Source organism: Nocardia sp. NPDC004123, from assembly GCF_053603795.1.
On record NZ_JBSGGG010000024.1, the window covers coordinates 76005 to 96664 of the forward strand.

Annotated in this window: 18 protein-coding genes; 6 read left to right on the top strand and 12 right to left on the bottom strand. The window is 68.0% G+C overall.

What is annotated here, in order from left to right; translation table 11 throughout:
* Positions 1-27 precede the first annotated feature (27 nt).
* Positions 28-987 (bottom strand): proline dehydrogenase family protein, encoded by a 960-nt coding sequence (locus ACWEQQ_RS31475; protein ID WP_452350793.1) that lies wholly within the window; start codon positions 985-987, stop codon positions 28-30.
* Entirely contained in the window at positions 987-2645 is a 1659-nt protein-coding gene (gene pruA, locus ACWEQQ_RS31480; RefSeq protein WP_452350794.1) for an L-glutamate gamma-semialdehyde dehydrogenase, read from the bottom strand. The genes ACWEQQ_RS31475 and pruA overlap by 1 nt, the downstream gene beginning before the upstream one ends.
* 232 nt (positions 2646-2877) lie before the next feature.
* Here pruA and ACWEQQ_RS31485 point away from each other — a divergent pair, with 232 nt between their 5' ends.
* Positions 2878-4590 (top strand): PucR family transcriptional regulator, encoded by a 1713-nt coding sequence (locus ACWEQQ_RS31485; RefSeq protein ID WP_452350795.1) that lies wholly within the window; start codon positions 2878-2880, stop codon positions 4588-4590.
* 169 nt (positions 4591-4759) lie between these two features.
* On the opposite strand, the gene ACWEQQ_RS31490 is transcribed toward ACWEQQ_RS31485, so the two are convergent.
* Positions 4760-5992, bottom strand: coding sequence for a lipase family protein (locus tag ACWEQQ_RS31490; protein ID WP_452350796.1), 1233 nt, complete (start codon positions 5990-5992; stop codon positions 4760-4762).
* 122 nt (positions 5993-6114) lie between these two features.
* Between ACWEQQ_RS31490 and ACWEQQ_RS31495 the strand changes: the two genes are divergently transcribed.
* Positions 6115-7197, top strand: coding sequence for a hypothetical protein (locus ACWEQQ_RS31495; RefSeq protein ID WP_452350797.1), 1083 nt, complete (start codon positions 6115-6117; stop codon positions 7195-7197).
* A gap of 22 nt (positions 7198-7219) precedes the next feature.
* Here the strand turns inward: ACWEQQ_RS31495 and ACWEQQ_RS31500 are convergent, their stop codons facing one another.
* The 3 genes from ACWEQQ_RS31500 to ACWEQQ_RS31510 are packed head-to-tail and all read right to left on the bottom strand — an operon-like array spanning position 7220 to position 9986.
* Positions 7220-8464 carry a cytochrome P450 gene (locus tag ACWEQQ_RS31500; protein ID WP_452350856.1) on the bottom strand — a complete coding sequence of 415 codons (1245 nt, stop codon included), beginning with the start codon at positions 8462-8464 and terminating at the stop codon, positions 7220-7222.
* On the bottom strand, positions 8460-8654 hold the full coding sequence (locus tag ACWEQQ_RS31505; protein WP_379380893.1) for a ferredoxin: 195 nt from the start codon (positions 8652-8654) through the stop codon (positions 8460-8462). Before ACWEQQ_RS31505 ends, ACWEQQ_RS31500 begins: the two co-directional genes overlap by 5 nt.
* An 18-nt stretch (positions 8655-8672) precedes the next feature.
* Positions 8673-9986, bottom strand: a complete 1314-nt coding sequence (locus ACWEQQ_RS31510; protein WP_452350798.1) for a phthiocerol/phthiodiolone dimycocerosyl transferase family protein — start codon at positions 9984-9986, stop codon at positions 8673-8675.
* A gap of 456 nt (positions 9987-10442) precedes the next feature.
* Between ACWEQQ_RS31510 and ACWEQQ_RS31515 the strand changes: the two genes are divergently transcribed.
* The gene (locus ACWEQQ_RS31515; protein WP_452350799.1) at positions 10443-10877 is read left to right on the top strand and encodes an NADPH-dependent FMN reductase; all 435 of its coding nucleotides are present in this window, start codon (positions 10443-10445) and stop codon (positions 10875-10877) included.
* 35 nt (positions 10878-10912) lie between these two features.
* On the opposite strand, the gene ACWEQQ_RS31520 is transcribed toward ACWEQQ_RS31515, so the two are convergent.
* The 5 genes from ACWEQQ_RS31520 to speB all read right to left on the bottom strand — a co-directional run bounded on the left by ACWEQQ_RS31520 (position 10913) and on the right by speB (position 16080).
* Complete coding sequence (locus tag ACWEQQ_RS31520) at positions 10913-11491, bottom strand: hypothetical protein (protein ID WP_452350800.1); 579 nt, start codon at positions 11489-11491, stop codon at positions 10913-10915.
* A gap of 122 nt (positions 11492-11613) precedes the next feature.
* Positions 11614-11994: a cupin domain-containing protein gene (locus ACWEQQ_RS31525; protein ID WP_452350801.1), complete on the bottom strand. Its 381-nt coding sequence runs from the start codon at positions 11992-11994 to the stop codon at positions 11614-11616.
* Entirely contained in the window at positions 11991-13619 is a 1629-nt protein-coding gene (locus ACWEQQ_RS31530) for a N,N-dimethylformamidase beta subunit family domain-containing protein (protein WP_452350802.1), read from the bottom strand. Before ACWEQQ_RS31530 ends, ACWEQQ_RS31525 begins: the two co-directional genes overlap by 4 nt.
* Complete coding sequence (locus tag ACWEQQ_RS31535) at positions 13616-15088, bottom strand: APC family permease (protein WP_452350803.1); 1473 nt, start codon at positions 15086-15088, stop codon at positions 13616-13618. The genes ACWEQQ_RS31530 and ACWEQQ_RS31535 overlap by 4 nt, the downstream gene beginning before the upstream one ends.
* A complete protein-coding gene (gene speB, locus ACWEQQ_RS31540) occupies positions 15085-16080 on the bottom strand; it encodes an agmatinase (protein WP_452343575.1) in 996 nt (331 codons plus the stop codon). The genes ACWEQQ_RS31535 and speB overlap by 4 nt, the downstream gene beginning before the upstream one ends.
* An 82-nt stretch (positions 16081-16162) precedes the next feature.
* Between speB and ACWEQQ_RS31545 the strand changes: the two genes are divergently transcribed.
* Positions 16163-17677 carry a PucR family transcriptional regulator gene (locus tag ACWEQQ_RS31545; protein ID WP_452350804.1) on the top strand — a complete coding sequence of 505 codons (1515 nt, stop codon included), beginning with the start codon at positions 16163-16165 and terminating at the stop codon, positions 17675-17677.
* On the opposite strand, the gene ACWEQQ_RS31550 is transcribed toward ACWEQQ_RS31545, so the two are convergent.
* Complete coding sequence (locus ACWEQQ_RS31550) at positions 17658-19088, bottom strand: gamma-aminobutyraldehyde dehydrogenase (RefSeq protein ID WP_452350805.1); 1431 nt, start codon at positions 19086-19088, stop codon at positions 17658-17660. The two genes, ACWEQQ_RS31545 and ACWEQQ_RS31550, sit on opposite strands and share 20 nt — an antisense overlap.
* A gap of 173 nt (positions 19089-19261) precedes the next feature.
* On the opposite strand from ACWEQQ_RS31550, the gene ACWEQQ_RS31555 reads away from it, so the two are divergent.
* Both ACWEQQ_RS31555 and ACWEQQ_RS31560 read left to right on the top strand, forming a co-directional pair.
* Positions 19262-19543, top strand: a complete 282-nt coding sequence (locus ACWEQQ_RS31555; RefSeq protein ID WP_452350806.1) for a DUF1214 domain-containing protein — start codon at positions 19262-19264, stop codon at positions 19541-19543.
* Positions 19544-19620: 77 nt separating this feature from the next.
* Positions 19621-20613: an NADPH:quinone oxidoreductase family protein gene (locus ACWEQQ_RS31560; protein WP_452350807.1), complete on the top strand. Its 993-nt coding sequence runs from the start codon at positions 19621-19623 to the stop codon at positions 20611-20613.
* Positions 20614-20660 lie beyond the last annotated feature (47 nt).

Here is a 20660-nt window from a genome sequence, read left to right on the forward strand (position 1 = left end):
GCCGAGGCGGTGCGATCGTGTTACCGATCAGCGGCGCGCGCCCGGTCCGAACGAGCGCAGGAAGAACGCGAGATTGGCCGGGCGCTCGGCCAGCCGGCGCATGAAGTAGCCGTACCACTGGTCGCCGTAGGGCACATAGGTGCGCAGGTGCGCGCCCGTGGCGACCAGCCGCTGCTGTTCGTCGTCGCGGATGCCGTAGAGCATCTGGAATTCGAAGCGGTCCGGCGACCGCCGCGCCGCCCGCACGTAGTGGGCGGCGGCGTCGAGCATGACCGGGTCGTGGGTGGCCACCATGGGATAGCCCAGGCCGCGCATGAGGATGTCGAGGCAGCGCAGATAGGACGCGTCCACCTCGTCGCGGCCCTGGTAGGCGACCCCGGCCGGTTCGCGATAGGCGCCCTTGCACAGGCGGATTCGCGATCCGGGACCGGACAGGTCACGGCAGTCGCCCTCGGTGCGCAGCAGGTAGGCCTGCAGCACCGTGCCCACCCAGGGGAAGTCCGCCCGCAACGCGTGCACCACGGACAGGGTGGAATCGGTGGTGGTGTGGTCCTCCGCGTCCACGGTGACCCAGACCCCCGCCGTCGCGGCGGCGGTGCAGATCTTGTGGGCGTGTTCGAGGGCGATGGCGTGGCCGTCCCGGGGCAGCGCCTGGCCCAGCGCGGAGAGCTTGAGCGAAACCTCCAGCGGCCGTACCTCTCCCGTGGACCCGGGCAGATCGCCCAGGGTTTCGAGCAGGGCGAGGTAGTGGGCGACGGTGGCGCGCGCCTGCGCGAGATCGGTGGTGTCCTCGCCCAGATAGTCGAGGCTGACGTACCGCCCGGAGTCGAGCAGCGTCCCCGTGGCCGCCGCGGCATCCGCCTCGGATTCCCCGGCGACGAAGCGCCGCACCATCTTCCGGGTCGCGGTCAGCCCGGTCACCGTCCGTTCCACCCGCGGCGACCGCGAGGCCGCCAGCAGCGCCGGACGCAGCACGGTCGTGAACATCAGCGTTCTCCCGCTTCCGTCGCCACGGCCTGGTGCGGATACCGGTGATCGGTCGGCGGCACGAAGGTCTCCTTGATGGTGCGCGCCGAGGTCCAGCGCAGCAGGTTCTGCGCCGACCCGGCCTTGTCGTTGGTGCCGGAGCCCCGCGACCCGCCGAACGGCTGCTGTCCGACCACCGCGCCGGTCGGCTTGTCATTGATGTAGAAATTGCCCGCCGCGTACCGAAGTCGCTCGGACGCCGTCGCGACCGCCATCCGGTCGTCGGCGATCACCGCGCCGGTGAGTCCGTACGACGACCCGCGATCGACCAGATCCAGCACCGCGTCGAACCCGTCCGGCGTCGCGTCGTCGTAGACGTGCGCGGCCAGAATCGGCCCGAAGTACTCGGTCCGGAACGCCTCGTCACCCGGATCCTCACCCAGCAGGACGGTCGGTTCGACGAAGTAACCCACACTGTCGTCGGCGCGCCCGCCGGTGAGCACGGTCAGACCGGGTGTCGCCTTGGCCCGCTCGAGGGCGTCGACATTGCGGTCGAAGGCGCGCCGATCGATCAGCGCCCCACCGAAATTCGTGAAATCGGTGACGTCGCCGTAGGTCAGCTCCGACACCTTGCCCAGGAATTCCCCCGACATGCGCGACCACACCGATTTCGGAATGAACGCCCGCGACGCCGCCGAACACTTCTGCCCCTGGTAGTCGAACGCCCCGCGAATCAGCGCCGTGCTCAACACGTCCGGATCCGCCGAGCTGTGCGCGACCACGAAATCCTTGCCGCCGGTCTCGCCGACCAGCCGCGGATAGGTGTCGTAGCCGGCAATGTTCTCGCCGACCGTGCGCCACAGCCGCTGGAACGTCCCCGTCGACCCGGTGAAGTGAATGCCCGCCAGCCGCCGATCGGCCAGCGCCACGGCCGACACCTCGGGACCGTGGCCGTGCACCAGATTGATCACGCCCGGCGGCAGCCCCGCCGCCTCCAGCAGCCGCATCGTCCAATACGCCGAAAATGCCTGTGTGGGTGAGGGTTTCCACACCACTGTATTGCCCATCAGCGCCGGCGCGGTCGGCAGATTGGCCGCGATGGCGGTGAAATTGAACGGCGTGACCGCGTACACGAACCCTTCCAGCGGCCGGTACTCCACCCGATTCCACACCCCCGGCGTCGAGATCGGCTGCCCGGCCAGGATCCCGCGCGCGAAGTGCACATTGAACCGCCAGAAATCCACCAGCTCACACGGTGCGTCGATCTCGGCCTGATACGCGGTCTTCGACTGCCCCAGCATGGTTGCCGCCGCCACCGTCTCCCGCCACGGTCCGGCCAGCAGATCGGCGGCCCGCAGGAATACCGCCGCCCGCTCGTCGAACGACAGCCCCCGCCACCCCGGCGCCGCGGCGGTCGCCGCCTCGATGGCGTCGGCCGCATCCCGCGCCTCGGCCACCGTGATGGTCCCGAGCACCGCCGAATGCCGGTGCGGCTGCACGACATCCACTACCTCCCCCGCACCCCGCCGCTCCCGCCCACCGATCACGTGCGGAATCTCGAGCGGCGTCGCGGCGAGTTCGGTGAGCTCGGCCTGCAGTCGCGCGCGCTCCGGGCTGCCGGGCGCGAAGGTCCCCACCGGTTCGTTCACCGGCGGTGGAGTGACTGTGACGGCGTCCATGACAACCTCCTGGCGGATTGTGGCCCGTGTCACCGGGCGAGTACGCCGAGTCAACCCCGAATCGCGCCACGGATATTGAGCCGATCAGCCAAAGAACCATCGATCCTGTTGTACGTTCGGCTGAACACCGCCGACGCACTCGTGCCCGGATCGATGGCGCTGTTCCGGCCACGACCCACAGGGCCGAGCGTGCCGGCGCGGCAGTACCCAGGCTTTGAACACCGGAGACAGCATGATCGCAGACGAACGCCACACCTCCACCGGTCTGCGGGCCGCCGAGCTCGACCGAACCGGAGTAGCGCTGCGGGAACTGCTGGGGGCACTGGGCACGACGCTCGTCGAACTGGTCGACGCACCGCTCGGGGACGAGGTGGCCATCCGGTCGGTGGCGCTGGTCGACAGTTCGGACCTGAGCTCGGAAACCGTTGCGCACGCACCCATGTCGGACATGTACCTGCACGTGGGTATCGCTGAGGCCGAGGCCGTGCGGTGGCTCGAGGAGGTCGCCCAGCGGGCACCGGCGCAACGACCCCGCGCGGTGCTGTCGAAGTTCGCGGCCGCGGCGGGCGGGTTGCGGCGGGCCGCGCTGCGGGCGGGGGTGGCGGTGGTCGGGGTGCATCCACAGGCCCGTTGGGATCACGTGTACCCGCTGATCCGGCGGATGCTGGATCGCACCGGCCCAGCCCGCGACAGCGCGGACCAGGATCTGCTGGCCGCCGATACCGACTTGTTCGGGCTGGCGCAGATCATCGCGCAGAACGCGGGCGGCATGGTCACCATCGAGGACGCGCACTCGCACGTGCTCGCCTACTCGGCCTCCAATGATGCCGCGGACCGGCTGCGGATCCAATCCATCCTGGGCCGGGAGGGGCCGCGCGAGTATCTGCGGATCCTGCAGCAGTGGGGTGTCTTCGACCGCCTGCGGCACACCGACGAGGTGGTCGACCTGCCCGCGCACGCCGAGCTCGACATCAAACACCGTCTGGCCGTGGGGATTCGGCGGCCGGGCGAGGGCAGCGCCGCCACCGTGCTCGGATCGATCTGGCTGCAGGAGGGCGAGCGGCCGTTCAAGTCCGACGCGGCCGAAGTGCTGCGGGGCGCGTCGGCCATTGCCGCGCGCATCATCTCGCGCAGCCTGGACGCGCCGTCCACCGAGGCCCTGCTGATCCAGCGCCTGTTCGGCGCGCGCGGCGGCGGTGTCGATGTGCCGTCGGTGGCGAGTGCGCTGGGCATCCCGGTGACCGGCCCGGCGGCGCTCATCGGGTTCGCATCCTCCGGCGCGACCCCCGCCGCCGCGGAACTGTCGGCGCTGGGCAGCACACTTCGCCTGCGCGCGAGCGCCTTCCGCCGCGACTCGCTGGCGACCCTCATCGGTGACCGCGCCTATATCCTGCTCCCCCGCTACCACTCGGCCCGCGCGGTCACCGCCTGGACCCGGCAGCTGGTCGACCAGCTGGAGACCACCGGCGGCCCGATCCTGCGCGCCGCCATCGCCGTTCCCGTCGCCGAGCTGACCGACGTCGCCCGCGCCCGCCTCGAGGTGGACCGTGTCCTGGACAGCACCGCGGCGGACTTCCCGAAGGATCGGGTGACCACCCTCGCCGAATCCCGTACGGCGGTACTACTGGGCGAGATCCTCGATCTCATCGCCGCCCGCCCCGAACTCGAGGACCCGCGCCTGACCGCCCTGTTCGACTACGACCGCGGCCACGCCGCGCAACTCGAGGCCAGCGTCGACCACTACCTGCGCCATCACGGCGATGTACGGGCCGCGGCCACGGCGTTGCGCATCCACCCGAACACGCTGCGCTACCGCCTGCGCCGCGCCCAGGACATCACCGGCATCGACCTCGACGATCCGGCCGATCGCCTACTGCTCGAACTGCAACTGGCCCACCACCGCCGCGGGGCGGACCGGACTCGGCACCGGCCGACCCGGCGCTGAGCAACCTCCCAGCGCGGTGCCGGCCTATTCCGTCAGCGCCGCTTCCAGAATCGGCCACGATTCATGGAGGTCCTTTTGCCAATACGGCCAGGAATATTAAGCGAAATGCCGATGACTTATGGCAGCGACACCGAAAGACATTTTGCTCGATTGGAATTTCCGCGGATGGTCAGTGACCCGGACCGGTGCACCCCGGCGGCACCAGCCGACCGGCCAGCAGATCCTCGATCCACCCGGTGGTCAGTGGAATGGACAGCGCGCCGACGATGAAGTGCTCCCCCGGGAACGGCTGCAACCGCACCCGGGCGCCTCGCGCGCACCATTCGTCGAACAGGTGCTGCGCGCCCGCGAAGGGAACGAAGATCTCATTGACGCCGTGGAAGAGGAACACCGGCGCGGCCGGCGCGCTGCGGCCGGGGCGGTTCTCTTCCAGAATCCGCTGCACCGCAGGCAGTTTCAATGGATCCGGCACGACCGAGAGCTGGTCCGCCCGCAGCGGCGCGATCAGCCCGAGCGCCGTCTCCTGCGAAATGCAGATATCGCGGAACATCCGCGCCAACCGCCACCCATTGTCGTTGAACAGGCCCATCAGTTCCGGGTACTCGCGCGCCAGCCCGAGCACCGCCGCCAGCAGGACCCCGGTAGCCCAGTTGCCGTTCATGGCGGGCAGCAGCGTCTGATAGTCCGCCGGGGTCCCCCCGAGTATCACGCCCGCCAACCGGATCTCCGGCGCGTAGGTCGGCGCGAGCTGCGCCGCCCAGCTGGTGGCGATCGAACCGCCGGAATAACTCGTCATCACCACCGGCGTCGCCGGGCCGAGTTCCGGCATGTTCGCGCGGGTGACGCCCCGGATGGAATCGAGCACGGCGTGCCCGCCCATGAGCCCCGCCGCGTATGCCTGCCGCGGGCCCTGATGGTCGGGAACGACCACCGCATAGCCCTTGGCCAGAATCAACCGGATCGCCACGACATCGGCCGACACAGCCCGCTTGAGTTCCGTGGAGGGCGCACAGGACTGCCCCAGCGAGGAGATCGGAAGGTTGTACGACACCAGCGGTCTCGGGCCCGACCCCTTCCACGCCTCGTTCGGCAGCAGCAGGGTGGTCACGATGGCGACCGGCTGATTGTGGGAGTCGGTGGACCGCACCAGCAGCTGGTAGGCGCGGGCGGCGGGAAACAGGCTGTCGGTGGTACGGGCCGAGAGCACGAAGCCCGGTGGGCGGGCCTCGAAACCGGGCCCGGGCGTAAAGAAGGGGTCGGTCGGCGGCGACGGCAGCACGCTGGCTGGATCGTGCGCCGGATTCAGCAGATCCGAGATGGGATCAGCGTGCGCATGCAGTGGGAGCAGCGCCGTCACCAGCGCCACCAGCATCCATATCCGTGTGAACCGGACAGCAGCCACGAGGAGAGATCGTCACACGCGGTCCGCTGCACAGCCCGGATTTGTCTCGGCGCGGCGGTTCGGGTCCCGTGGGAAAGGCGCACAACCGACAAATCGCCGGGTCGGTCTGGCACGCTGTCCCAATGAGGTGGTCAATCGTCCTGGTCGCCGTGCTCATGCTGGCGGCCGGGTGTGCTGCGCGGCCATCGGATTCGCCCTGGCGCGAGGTATCGCTGCCGCAGCACGGGGCGCGGGTGCTGGAGTTCGCGCCGATCGCGGGCGGCGTGCTCGCCCTGGGCTCGATCCCGGCCGGCGACGGACGTGCCCCGGCCGCCTGGTCCTCCCCCGACGGCACACGCTGGACATCTGTCCCCGTCCGGCCCGACAGTCCGTACGGCGCACTGGCGGAACTGATTTCGGCGGGCACCGGCACGCACACCGTGGTGCTGGGTCAGGCTTTCGGTGGCGCGCACAGCAATCCGCGCATGACCATCTGGAGCGGCGACGGCCGGGGCCTCACCGAACACACCCAGGCCATGGAGATGTTCGGCGGCCCGCACGCCATCGCGGTGACCGCGGCGGCCGCGCGCAACGGCACCGATCTGCTGGTGGGCGGCTGGGACGGCGACAACGGCCGCTACGGCGCCGCGTTCTGGACCTCCTCGGACGGCGCCGACTGGCAACGCCACGCGGATGATTTGGCGTTGTCGTCCGCACCCGGCGAGCAGACCGGCGCGGCCGGGGTCGGCATCGGCGAGCAGGGCTTCGTCATCGTCGGGGAAACCTTGCACGACAACATCCTTCGGCCACTGGTGTGGACCTCGCCCGACGGCCTCGGATGGCAGCGTCACCAGCTGCCCGGGGCGAATGCCGTCGCCGCGCGCGTCGGCTGCGGCAGTGCCGGCTGCACGGTGCTCGGCCAATCCATCGGCGCCACACCGCACCTGCTGTGCTGGCCGTCGGCCGAGGCCGACGCCGTGCCCGGTCCGGGCGCGTCAACGGTCGACGTGCTGCAGGTGCTGCCGACCGCGTCGCGCGTCCTGAGTCTCGTGGCGCTCGACCACATGGTGCAGCTGGCGTCGATGACGCCGAATTGCACTGAATGGCAACAGATTTCCCTGCCGGTGAGCGCGCCCGGGGCTCGCATGGCCGCGCTGCCCGCCGGCCTGCTGCTGGCCACCACCGAGGCCGACCGCAGCAGACTCTGGCTGCATGCCCTGCCCTGATGGCAGGGCACCGATCACCGCATCACCATGCGACGGGCAGCGACCGCACCCCATACACCATGGCGTCGTACTTGAAATCGATCTCCTCGGTCGGCACGGTCAGGCGCAGCCCCGGCACCCGCCGGAACAGCGTCTGCAGCACCATGCCGAGCTCGATGCGCGCCAGCTGCAGACCGATGCACTGGTGCCGGCCCGACCCGAAGGCCAAGTGCTGCGCGGCATTCGAGCGCGCCAGGTCCAGGCTGCCCGGCTCGGCGAAGACCTCCGGGTTCCAGTTCGCGGTGGCCAGATCGAACACGATCGGGTCGCCCGCGCGGATCACCTCGCCGCCGACCTCGATATCTTCGATGGCGACCCGCCGCAGCCCGGTGTCGACAATGGTCATGTAGCGGATCAGCTCGTCGACCGCATTGCCGAGCACCTGCGGGTCGTCGGTGTCGCGAATGATCGCCAGCTGCTCGGGCCGGTCGAGCAGTGCGATGACGGCCAGCGCGATCATGTTCGCGGTGGTCTCGTGCCCGGCGACCAGAATGCCGACCGTCTGCAGCGCGGCCTCCCACACCTGCAGCTCACCGTCGCGCACCAGTTCGGCGACATCGGAGAGCAGATCCTCGGCCGGGTTCTCGGTCTTGGCCTCGACCAGCTTGTTGAGGTAGCCGAGCATCTCCAGCGTCGACTGCTGCTGCTCCTCGGCGGTGGCATTGCCGCCGAAGCCGAGTTCGGTGGCCTCCTGGAAGAACGCGTGGTCCCCGTAGGGGACGCCCAGCAGTTCGCAGATCATCAGCGACGGCACCGGCAGCGCCAGCGCCTTCATCAGGTCCGCCGAGTTGCCCTGCGCCAGCATGGCGTCGATGGTCTCGTCGACGTGCTTCTGGATATTGGGCCGCATGGCCTCGAGCCGCTTGGGGGTGAACGGCTTGGCCAGCATGCGCCGGTAGCGGGCGTGCTCCTGGCCATCGGTGTTGAACATGGTGCGCGGGCTCATCTCCGCGACCGTCTTCATCCCCTCGTGGATGTGCGGGTAGGAGGGGTGGTGGTTGTCGGCGCTGACGCGGGCGTCGGCGAACAGCTCGCGCGCCTCGGTGTAGCCCGTGATCAGCCACGGCTGCTTGCCCTCCCAGGTCCGGACCTTGGAGATCGGGCCGGCGTCGGCGAGTTCGCGGATTTCCGCGGCGGGCGCGAAGGGGCAGCTCGCGGCGCGGCGACCGGGATAGAAGGTCGGCTCGGCGGGGGCCTCGGTGCTGGACTCAGGCATGTTCGGGTCAATCCTCGATCTGGATGGCTTGCGCTGGGCAGAATTCGGCGGCCGTTCGCACGGCCGGGGCCTGCTCCGGCGCCGGACTCTCGTCGAGCAGCACGACGACACCGTCGTCGTCGCGCTGGTCGAAGACTTGGTCGGCACGCAGCACACAATGACCGGCTGCGATGCACTTCTCTTGACTGACAGCAACTCTCATGGCGTGTCCGGCCGCGAGTCAGCCACGATCCGCGTCGGCGTCGCAGATGCGACGAACCTGCTCCCGGATCGCCTCGGTCACGCGGCCCATCAGGGCGTGACTGTTGCGGGTGGTGTCGTAGTTGACGTGAATGACGAGCCGCTCGGCGACGGTCCACACGGTCAGCTTCGGCGGCATGCCCTTGGCCATGCCGAACGCCTCATCGGCGACGAACTCGAGCCCGCCGGGGATCGAAGGCGTCTGTTCCACACCGAGATTCGCCATGCCCAGCGTGGGCTGCGCACCGAATATCGCGGCGGTCTCCGGGTCGAATGCGCGCTGCGAGGCCCGCATGAACAGGGCCGGGAACCGGGCGTCGAGGGCGGCGCGCATGGCCACCTCGGTCGCCTTGGCCAGCTCGATCGGGTCGGTGTCGGCGGCGGCGAAGACCGGGGTGGCCACCCCGCCCGCGCAATTGAGCAGCGTCGACTGCGGGATCGGCTCGGCGAGCGAGGTGCGTAGATCCACCGCGTGCCCGAACACCATCGGCACCGGCCCGGAATCCGCCTCGAGCTGGCTGCGCACCGCGACCATGGCCACGCCGGTGACCAGGCTGTTGACCGAAACACCCTGCGCGCGTGCGGCACCGAAGAAGGCTGCGCTCTGCTCAGGGTCCACCACGATGCGCTGGGTGGCGAACCGGCCCACCGGGTCGCCTACGCCGTCGCCGTCACGGGGCAGCTCGAGTGGCGCGGGCACCGCGTCACCGGCTGCCGCGATACCGCGTAGCATCGCGACCAGCTCGTCGACCTCGGCCTCGGTGACACTGCCCGCCAGCAAGGTATCGATACCGTCGACCAGCTCGTTGTCCGAATTCGACGGCGGCAGTGGCGAACCCGCCAGCTGGGCGCCGTAGCGCTGCCACATGTCGTCGCGCAGCGCCAGCGCCGACCGCCCATCGCACATGCCGTGGTGCATGATCAGCACGATCTGGTCGAGACCGCCCTTACGCAGCACGTGCGCCTTGAAAAGGCCGGTGCTCCAGTCCTGTTCGATGTTGACCAGCCGCTGATAGCCGTCGGGTCCCCACGCGGTGACCTCGAGCGGGGGCTGGTACTCCTCGCGAACCCGGAAGACCGGCTCACCGCCGGGCTCGTGGACCATGACCGCGCGCAGCAGCGCGTGGTCGGCGGCCAATTCCGCCAGCACCCGGCGCATGACGTCGGGATCGATCTCACCGCGCACCGTGGTCGCGACGAACAGCGGCACACCGGCTTTCGGCACGTCGCCCCAGCGGGCGTCGGGGTCGAAATGCTTGAACTCGAAGGACGATAGCGGTCGTTGACTACTCATGAAGCCCTGGCACTCCCCATTGTGAAACATGCCCTTCCGAACATACACACCACTGGGACAATCGTCAGGACTGTTGTCAGGAACCGCTTCCGGCTCCGAGTGCCCGAATGCCTTCCGGCACAAGAATGTTGCCTGGCCTGCCCAGATGCTACGGATGCACGAGGTGACCGGCCTGTGCGCTGAAGGCAAGGGCGCCAGCGCCTTCGAGTTGCGACGCTGAACTGAAGCGCAGCTCGTTCAGAACGATCGCCATCCGCACGATGGTCGAAATCCCAGGGCACGTGCCGATTCGAGGGCTCGGTGGGCTGAACCGCACTTGCGGGGAAACCGCCCGGTGGCCGGGACGGTTCCGGACACCGGATGAGTGACGCACATCACTACGCCGGGATGTCACGGCGCGAGGGGTCGGCGGCCACTTGTGTCGTCGAGTCGTCACCACCCCGAGGAGTAATCGACATGACCAGCATCGGCATCATCATCGGCAGCACCCGGCCCGGCCACAACGGCGAGAAGGTGGCCCGCTGGGTACAGGCCATCGCCACCGAACATGCAGGCGAGACAGCCGAATTCGAGCTGATCGATCTGCAGGATCACCGGCTGCGCCTGCTGGACGAACCAGTCCCGGCGGCCCGCACCCCCGGACAGCACCCGCACACCCGCCGCTTCGCCGAGCACGTCGGCTCCTGCGACGCCTTCATCTTCGACCGGCGAATAGAACACCGCACCCCCGTCCTCCCTCACCAACTGCATCGACTACCTGTATGCCGAATGGCCCTGCAAGCCGGTCGCCGACGTCGGCTACGGACCGTTGACGGGGTATCGGTCACCGGCAACAACCGACCCGTATCGACGAGCCGGTCGTGCCGCTTGCGTGATACTCACGTCAGGTAGGGCCCCGGGTGGAGCGCTCGCTCGTTCCTCGGATGTCAGCCGACCTGAGCTGCGAGCGGGGCGCTGATATCACCGACGGCGTGCAACGTGTTGTACGCCTGCGCCAATGCCGCGATTCCGGCCGGGACGCCGGTCACCACGCCACCGACAATGGGGCCCACGGCCGCCCCGATCCCCAGGCCGGGGAGGCAGCCACCGATCGCACCGACGATCGCGCCGATGACGCATCCGCCCACGAGTCCTACAACGCCACCGGCCATGGTGCCCAAGGTCGCGGCCAGCATGAACTCGTTGCCCGCCTGACTCAGCGCATTCTCGATATCGGCTTGCGGATCCGAGCCGTCGATCGCGGCAACCGGGGTCGCAACCGAGGCGGACGGTGAAAGAGGCTGCACCGCAGCGACATCAGCCTGATCTGTGGTCCTCTGATCCTGGGTCGCCGGCGGCGTCGACGGTGTCGCGCTGTCCCGGGCATCGGCGCTCAGGATGGTCGGTTCGATTTCTCCGGCCGTCAGAGTGGTCGGTGCGGGTGCGGCTGTGGCCGCCTCTGCCGTGAGAGTCATCAAGGTCGTGGCCATCGCGGAGGCGACGATGATGCGGGTGCGGCGATTCACTGGATCTCCTCGGTTGTTGCTTCGTTGCTGTGCCACCAGACGAAATGAACTGTGCGGCACGGAAATCGGAGGCAAACCGGTCGCATGACGGTCTGTCCCGATCTCGTTCTAGGACCGCGGGTTTACGCGGATTCGGGGGCGGGTTCCAGGACGACGAAGATCTTCGAGGAGGGTTCGAGAGTCTCCCATTTCCCGGTGAATCCGCGCGGGAACAGGAATGCCTCACCGGCCCGGAACACTCGCCGCTCGCCGGAGTCGTCGGTCACCGCGACACTGCCGGTGAGCAGTACGCAGATTTCGTCGACCGGATAGTCGACCACGTGCAAGATGCCCGCCTGGCCCTCCCAGGCACTGCCGATCATGCGGCCGGTGGCGTCGGAGCAGCCGCGCCATTCGACCTCCTCCCAGTCCGGGGAGGCGGTCCAGCCTTCGGGCCACTCGGGCACCACCCGGGTGCCGATGCCCAAACCGATCGCGCGCACATCCTTGACACCGATGGTCATGAGTTACCCTTCTCCGCTTGCGAGGCCGCGCCGAGCCGGCGCAGTGCGTTGTGTGTGATCTGTTCGGTGAAGAAGTCGCGTTCGATGAGGCCGTTGACCCATTCGCACGACCCGGCGTTGACGACAGTGCCCGCGCCGCGGGTGAAGACGCCGACCATGCCCGCGCCGTAACGTCGATCGCGCTGGTATTCGGGTACGTCGTCGCCATAGATGAACGGGAGCATCATTTCCGCCTCGAACTCCGGTGCGCCGAGCGGGACCTCCGCGTTCCACCGGTCCTCGGCGCCTACCACCGCCGGGGCCAGCGCCAGGATCTCGAGGGTCTCCGGGGCGCCATCTTCGAAGGTCGGGTAGGGCAGCCCCTTCCGGAAGGTGTAGTCGACGCCATCGAGCTCGAACGCCGCCGTGCAGACCGGGGCGCCGCCGATCACGTCGCCGTAGTACAGGTCGGTTCCCTCGAAAAGCCAATGCTCGGGCCGATATACGGTGAATCCGCCGCTGGAGCGCGGCACCGCGTTGCCGTACCGGCTGTACACACCGCCGAAACCGGTCAAACCCATGGTCTGTGCGCCGGGGCGGCCGACGATCGGAGCGTCCCACACGGTGGTGACCCGGCTCGGATCGGTTTCGTAGAGCGGGTCGAAAGCGGGGAGCTTGTAGCAGGTCTGGGTGGCACCGGTGTCGTCGAGGCGGACCTGCCAGAGGAAGTTTCCGGCAAAACGAGCGACATTGCCCCCGTTGTCGACGAAATCGTCTACGGCGTCCCGCATTTCGGCCGTCCAATACTCGTCGTGACCGACGATCACCAGACATTGGTAGTCACGCAGTGATTCCGGGCGGAAGTGCAGATCGTGCTGGGTCAGGTAGTCGAAGTCGTAGCCGTGGTTCTCGGCCCACACCACGAACGGCCGTTCGTAGGTCGCCCAGAACGCGTCGGCGTGATGGCGGGAGTAGCCGTTGGCGAACGCCCACTCATAGGCTTCGTGGTGCGGCTGCCAGAACGGTGGCGGAGTGTATTCGTGTCGGCTGCGCGGTGCGCCGACGGGTTTGCGCAGCATCCCCCGGGCGATGGGGCGTTGGGTGGACACCACCGGCGCGGGGACGTCGATCTCCGGGTCGTCACCGAGACCGCGGTAGTGGTTGGCGCCACCCCAGTCGTTGTAGGCGGTCATCGTCGCGGTGGTGAGCATCAGTGCGTACCGGGTGCGTCCGGTGACGGCCGCCCGCAGGACGAAGAAGTGTTCGCGCTCGTAGATCCGGCCTTCGACCTCGATCCGGGCGATCACCAGGTACAGACCCGAGCGCCATTGCGGGTCGACGGGAATGCGCGCGGCGACTGGCCAGCCGCAGCCGACGGTATAGCTGTCGGGCGGTGTTGGATGGGACTTGCCGGGCAGATCTTCGAGCCGGTACACGGTCTTCGGGTGTGCACCGTCGCGCACCACTTCGAGACGGTAGCGGTCGGCGGTGGTGTGCACGTGCACCGCGACCGTGTCCCCGGCGGTATAGGAGAATTGGTCTGTGTAGCACCAGATCTCGGGTGACGATGGATCGCCACCGGGGATTTCGCACTGCCAGCCCGGTACGGTCCACGCGTGTCGCGGAAACCGCTGTTGTTCAGTCATCGAACCACCTCTGCTGTGAGTAGGGCTTCGGTGCCGCCGGACAGCTGCCGGTATCGATCGGGCGCCGCGGTGCGCAGCCACAACGCTCGCCCGGCTCCGAGGAGGAATCCCACCGCCAAGGGGGAGAGCATGATCGCGTTGCCCATCGGTCCGAGCCCGGTCAGCATCGGCATGTTCTGCATGAGCAGCACGAGTACGACGGCGAGGAACACCGCGGCCAACCCGGGTGCGATCAGCCTCTGCCACAGGGTTTCTCCACCCGGGGCAGGCCGCAGATAGCGAATAACCGCTGCGCAGACGGCGATTTCGAGCACCATGACGCCGACCAGCGTCGGAGTGTTGGTCCACAGCACGATCTGGCTGTACGGGTCCAGGGACGTCAGGCCGAAGCCGATCAGGGTACCGGTCACCACGAGGGTATGTGCGAGCCCAGCCGAACTCGGGGTCTTGGTCCGTGCCCCGGCACGGCTGAACCACTGCGGCAGCACACCGTCCCGGCCGAGCGCGAACAGGTACCGCGCTCCGGCGTTCTGCAGCGCGAGCGCGCCCGCGAAGAAGCTGGTGATGATCAGCACCTGCATGACCGACGTCATTGTCGCGCCGACATATTCGGTATTCAGGTTGAAAACCAGCTGGGACGGGTCGCCGGCCAACAGCGCGGCCAGCCGGTTCGGGCCCGCGGCCATGAGGATGACCCAGGAGATGAAGGTGTAGACCACCGCCAGCACGCCGATCGCGATATAGGTGGCACGCGGGACGGTGCGGTGTGGGTCTCGGGCCTCCTCGCTGTAGATGGCGGTCTGCTCGAATCCGATGTACACCACGAAGGTGATCGCGAACAGCGCGCCGATCGATCCGGTCATCAGGTGTGCGGGGTTGAAGCTGCCCGCCGAAAGCCCTTCATGGCCACCGCGAATCAACACGGCGACGGCCAGTACGAACAGAATCCCCACCTCGGTCACCAACAAGACCGCGAGCACCTTCGCACCGATGTCGACCTTGAGATACGACAGCAGCGCGACGATCAGCCCGAGTGCGACCGCCGTCACCTGCCACGGCACGGAGACTCCGGTGATCATCGAAATCGCTGCTGATCCGAAAACGCCTGTGGCAGCGAGGAATCCGATTTGACCGAGGGCGTAGGAGAGATAGGCGACCATGGCCGCGCCGGCCCCCACCGTGGGTCCGATACCCCGGCTGATGTAGGCATAGAACGCGCCGCTGTTGCGCACGTGCTTACTCATGGCCGTGAAGCCGACCGCGAACACCGCGTAGACGATTCCCGCGATCAGGTATCCAGCGGGCGCGACCTGGCCGGCGACCATGAATCCGAGCGCGGCGAAACCGGCCATGACCGTCAGCGGTGCGGCGGCGGACAAAACGAAGAACACAAGATGGGCGGAGCCGATCACGCCGGATCCGAGCTCGGTGGAAGACTCTTGCGGCGCACCAGATTCAGCGACGTTCACGGGCGTACCTGCTCCGCGCGCGGCGAGGCATGCCCGGCGGCGGCTGCTCGGTTGCATGCCAGCACCGACAGCAGTTCATAGGCCGTGTGCGCGGCGGCGATTCCGGTGATCTCGGCATGGTCGTAGGCCGGGCTGACCTCCACGATGTCCGCGCCCACGATGTCGAGCCCGACCAGCCCGCGCAGGGTGGCCAGCAGCTCACGGCTGGACAGACCGCCCGATTCCGGAGTGCCCGTGCCGGGGGCGAAGGCGGGGTCGAGCACGTCGATGTCTACCGACACGTACACGGGACCCGTGCCGAGTCGTCGGCGCATGCGCTCCACGACCTGCACTACGCCCTCGTACTGATAGTCGTCGGCGTGCACCACCTGGAAGCCCAGGCACTCGTCGGATCGCAGATCATCGGAGCTGTACAGCGGGCCGCGTACGCCGACGTGCAGGCAACGCCGCGGATCCAGCAAACCCTCCTCCGCGGCGCGCCGGAATGGGGTGCCGTGGGTGAAGCGCGCACCGAAGTAGGTGTCCCAGGTGTCGAGGTGCGCGTCGAAGTGTACGACGGCGACGGGGCCGTGCTGGGCGGCGACCGCACGCAGCAGCGGTAGCGCGATGGTGTGATCACCGCCGATGGTCAGCAGGCGGGTCCCCTTCGCCAGCCAGCCCCGAGCCTCGCTCTCGATGGTCGCCACAGCCTCGTCGATGTCGAACGGATTGACCGCGATGTCCCCTGCATCGGCAACCTGGTGGACCGCGAACGGATGGATATCCAGCGCGGGGTTGTACGGCCGCAGCAGCTTGCTGGCCGCGCGGACATGTCCCGGGCCGAAGCGCGCTCCGGGGCGGTAGCTGACCCCGGTGTCGAAGGGAACTCCGACGATCGCGACGTCGGCCCTGCCGACCTCGTCGATACCCGGCAGCCGGGCGAAGGTGGCCGGGCCGCAGTACCGGGGAACTCGGCTCGCATCGATCGAGCCGAGGGATTGCTGGGAAGACATGGCAAGAGGCTAGATGCGCACCGAGCCCACCACACATCGACGCGGTGTAGAAATATCCGCGAATTTGTTGGACACTGCGTCCATGCCTTTGACCGTCGCGGACCTGCTCGAACAGCCACAATTGCGACTCGAGCTGATCGCTGGACAAGAAGCCATCCACCGCGCGATCGATGCCGCTCATGTCACCGAGTTGTTGCGCCCCGGCAATTGGCTCCAGGGCGGCGAACTGCTGATGACCGCAGGACTCCAGCTGTCCGCGGACGAGACACAATGTCGCGACTTCGTGCGTGACGTCGTCGGCGGCGGCGCGAGCGCGCTGGCACTGGGGCTGGGGCACGGCCTGCCCTATCGGCAAGCGCCGTCCGCCCTGATCGAAGCCGCTGAGGCCGAAGGGATTCCGCTGCTGCTGGTGCCGGACGAGACTCCGTTCATCGCCGTCACCAAGGCGGTTTTCGCGGCGCATGCCGCCGAAGAACGGCAGCGACTCGAACGCACGCTGACCGTGCAACGAAAATTGACGGTCGCAGCCGCATCGGGCCGCGGCCTGGATGGATTGATCGGCGTGTGGTTCGACTCGACCAAACTGCCCGCGCTGATCACCGATCCGCTGGGCCGGGAAATCGCCACCGTGGGCCATGGGACGAACCGGCTGCTGGATGCCGCACGCGAGCTCATCGACGAAGTGGCACCCCACGGGCTGCGCGGCAGCTCGGTGACCGATATCGACGGACGGACCCTCAGTGTGCAGCCGGTCGGCGCGAGGCGAGTGCGAGGATACGCCGTGCTGGTCGAATCGGATGCCCGCGAAATCCGGCTCATGAAGTCGGCGTTGACCTCATTGGTCACCCTCGAACTCGAGCAACGGTATCTGGCGGGTGACGCCGAGCGGCGTGCTCGGGCGGCGACATTCGATCGGGTCCTGGCCCCCGGCGCGAGCGCGTCCGCTATCCGAGACATGTTCGACCAGTTCGGCATTCGCACCGGCTCGGTCGTTGGACTGGCCATCCAGCCCTTGCCGGAGCGCATCGAAGAGCTCGCCGCAGATCTGGCGTATGCATTACCCGGCGGTCTTGTTCGCACCGTGGGCGATGGCGTGGAGGCGATGGTGATCGACGGTACGGATCTGCCGCTGCTGCTGCGTCGCTTCGCCGCCGATCACCCCGTGGGCATCGGCGACACTGTCGCGCCCGAAATGGCGGCATTGTCGGTACAGCAAGCGCGTTCGCTGATTCCCGTGAGCGCTCGGCTCGGGCGCCCGGCGACCTCGCGGCAAGACAGCACCAGCAGCCTGCTGCTGTCGATTGCTTCCCCCGATGTGCTCGCGGCGTTCGCCGACAACACTCTTGCGTCGATCGATCTCGCCGATCAGACCGGTGAGCTGGTCAGTACACTCCGAGCCTGGCTCGACGCCAACGGAACCTGGGATGTCACAGCCGAGCGGCTCGGCGTGCACCGTCACACGGTCCGCAACCGGATCTCCAAGATCGAGAAACTGCTGGCGCGGTCATTGGATCCCGCAGCCACGCGGCACGAGTTGTGGCTCGCCTTGCAAGTTCGGGACACGCTCGCCGCACCGGTCAGTGGTGAGCGCTCATGACGTGCTTGATACGGGTGTATTCCTCCACGCTGTAGATCGACAGGTCCTTTCCGTAGCCGGACTGCTTGAATCCGCCGTGTGGCATCTCCGCGGTCAGCACCATATGGCAATTCACCCATACCGCACCGAAATTCAGCGCGCGCGCCATTCGCTCGACAGTGCCGTGGTCGCGGGTCCAGACGCTGGACGCCAGCGCATAGGGCACATCGTTGGCGTAAGCGGCGGCCTGGGCCTCGTCGGTGAACGACTGCACCGTCAGCACGGGGCCGAAGGTCTCCTCCTGCACGATCGGATCGCTCTGATGTACCCCGGTGATGATCGTCGGCTCGACGAAGAAACCCTTCTCGCCCAACCGCTTGCCACCTGTCACGACGGTCGCGTGGGAAGGCAGTGCGGCCAGCTTGCCCAGTACGGAGTCGAAGTGGCGGCCATTGTTGAGCGGTCCGCAGAAGCTGTCCGGATGGTCGGGCTGCCCCGGTCGCAGACGCTGGGCACTCTTCACCAGTGCTTCCACCAGATCCGCGTGGATGGATTCGTGCACGAGTACGCGGGTGACGGCCGTGCAATCCTGGCCGGCATTGAAGAATGCCGCCTGCGCGATGCCGGCCGCGGTGGACTCGGGATCGGCATCGGCGAACACTACTGCCGGAGCCTTACCGCCCAGTTCGAGATGAGCTCGTTTGAGCCCGCGCGCAGCCGATTCCGCGACCGCGATCCCGGCCCGCACCGATCCGGTGATCGAGGCCAAACCCGGCTCCGGATGCGCCACCAGTGCCGCACCTGTCCTCGCGTCGCCGAGGATCACGTTGAAAACCCCGTCCGGCAACAGGCTTCGGGTCAGTCCCGCCAGCACCAGTGTGCTCTCCGGCGTCGTGTCGCTCGGCTTGAGTACCACGGTGTTCCCGGCGGCGAGCGCCGGACCGACCTTCCACATGGCCATGAGAAACGGGTAGTTCCACGGCGTGATCTGCGCGACCACGCCGATCGGCTCGCGACGCACGTACGAGGTGAATCCGTCGACATATTCTCCGGCGGACCTACCCTCCAGTAGACGGGCCGCGCCGGCGAAGAACCTCAGCTGGTCGGCCCCCGCCGCGATCTCCTCAGCGGCGATCACCGCCTTCGGCTGACCGGTGTTGCGGCATTGCGCCTCAACCAGTTCGGTGCTGTGCGCCTCGATGGAATCAGCCAGCTCGAGCAGAGCGTTCTGGCGGTCCCGCGGCGTAGTTCTGCCCCACGCTCGGAAAGCCTGTGCGGCGGCCGTGACCGCTGAATCGACCTCGGCCTCGGTCGACACCGGCACGCGACCGGTGACCGTCTCGTCGACCGGATTCACCAGCTCGAGGGTGTCCGTCGATTCCGAGGCCACGAACCTGCCGTCGATGAAGTTCTCGAGCACACGACTCGCCATGCTTCTGTCCATCCTTGTGGGGAGTGATCAGGTCAAGTCTGCGGGCGGTAGCCCACATTGCGCTACGACGTCGTGTACAACGTTCAGGCGGTCCATTCGACACCACGTCGGGCAATGTGATCCGGCATCGAGCGGGTAGGTCACGCGTGATCAGGGGGACTCGCTCGAATCGGTTGGGGTGGCCACGGAACCGCGATCGTCTAGCGGGCCAGTTCCTGACCCCCAACCCGATCAACCGCTACGAAATCGCGGGCAACACACCGGGAGTCGTCACCAACCCCGACGGCAGCATCGACATCTGGATCCAACCCCGGACGCCGCAGCCCGACCGTCAGGCGAACTGGCTGCCTGCCGCGGCCGCCGGCCCGTTCATCCTCTTCGCCCGCTCCTACGTCCCCGGCCCCGACATCCTGTCGGGCCGCTTCACCATGCCCGCGGTCACGCCGATCGGCTGACGGGTTCCGGCGGCCGATTCCTTTCTCCGGTGGCGACGGTCTACCTGGTGACAAACCGAGAAGGAGTGCTGATCGCCATGACCATTCCCACCACCATGCGGGCCCTGCGGCAAACCTCGCTGCGGGGCCCGCAGGACCTGCGTCTGATCACGGACGCGCCGGTACCGGTTCCCGGTCCGGGCGAGGTCCTGATCCGAGTGGCCGCCGCCGGAGTCAATTTCGCCGACATCTCCCAGGCCCACGGCACCTTCCTGGGCGGACCGCGGCCACCGTACACGGCGGGGTTCGAGGCCGCCGGTGAGGTCGTCGCGGCGGGAGACGAAGTGGCCGAATCGCTTTCGGGGGCCCGTGTCGTCGGCGTGGGGGCAGGAGCATTCGCCGAATACGCGGTGCTGCCCGCGGCCTCGGCCATGCCGATCCCGGCCGGGTGGACCACCGAGCAGGCACTGGGGCTGGTCGTGAACTGGCCTACCGCGCTCGCCGCATTGAAACCGTTGGGCCGCATAGCCACCGGTGAGACGGTGCTGATCCACGCCGCAGCGGGCGCGACCGGCCAAGCCGCGGTCACTATGGCCAAGCATTACGGTGCGACCGTCATCGCCACCGCCTCGCCGGGCAAGCACGAGATCGTGCGGGGGCTCGGTGCCGACCACATGCTGGACTCACGGTCCGAGCACCTCGCCGCCGACGTGCTGGAACTGACCGGCGGCGCCGGAGCCGACCTGGTGCTCGAATCCGCTGGTGGCGCGACCTTCACCGCGAGCCTCGCCGCGGCCAAACGGGTCACCGGACGGGTCGTCGTCTACGGCGTGGCAGGGGGCGACACCGCCATCACCAACTGGGAGTTGGTGTACAAGCACCAGATTCACCTCATCGGCCTCAATATCGGGGTGCTGATCCAGGCCGCTCCTCACATCTTCGGCGAGGTCATGGCCGAAATGTTCGCGCTCATCGCAGCGGGTGTCCTCGCCCCCACCAGACCCACCGCCCACGATCTCGCCGACGGGCCGAAGGTCCTCGCGGAAATGGAATCCCGCGCCACCATCGGCAAATTGGCCCTGCTGCCCTGATTATCCGGATACCCGCTGACCTGGGTTTCGATTCCTTCGGACCGCCG